The organism is Dolichospermum circinale AWQC310F (assembly GCF_000426925.1).
GTDB classification, from domain to species: domain Bacteria; phylum Cyanobacteriota; class Cyanobacteriia; order Cyanobacteriales; family Nostocaceae; genus Dolichospermum; species Dolichospermum circinale.
The window spans coordinates 11,854-12,088 of sequence record NZ_KE384681.1; the positions used below are offsets into that span (position 1 = coordinate 11,854).

Genomic DNA, 235 nt, shown 5'->3' on the forward strand with positions numbered 1-235 from the left:
TATCGGAACCGCCATCAACTGTATCCGTTGAGCCTTGGTTATAACCAGGGTTCAGCATATCATTGCCTGCACCACCATTGAGAATATCATTACCAGCACCACCATTGAGGGTGTCATTACCAGCGCCACCATTGAAGGTATCTGTACCTGAACGTCCCTCAAAAATGTCATCATATTGTGTACCAGTGATATTGTAGTTTTCTACATTAGAGACATTAACAAAAATCTGACCATT

General features: G+C 42.1%; 1 protein-coding gene. It reads right to left on the reverse strand.

Annotation, left to right across the window (positions count from 1 at the left end; all coding sequences use genetic code 11):
* A partial coding sequence (locus tag ACIR310F_RS22180; protein ID WP_035367884.1) for a calcium-binding protein occupies nucleotides 1-235 on the reverse strand: 235 nt, incomplete at both ends.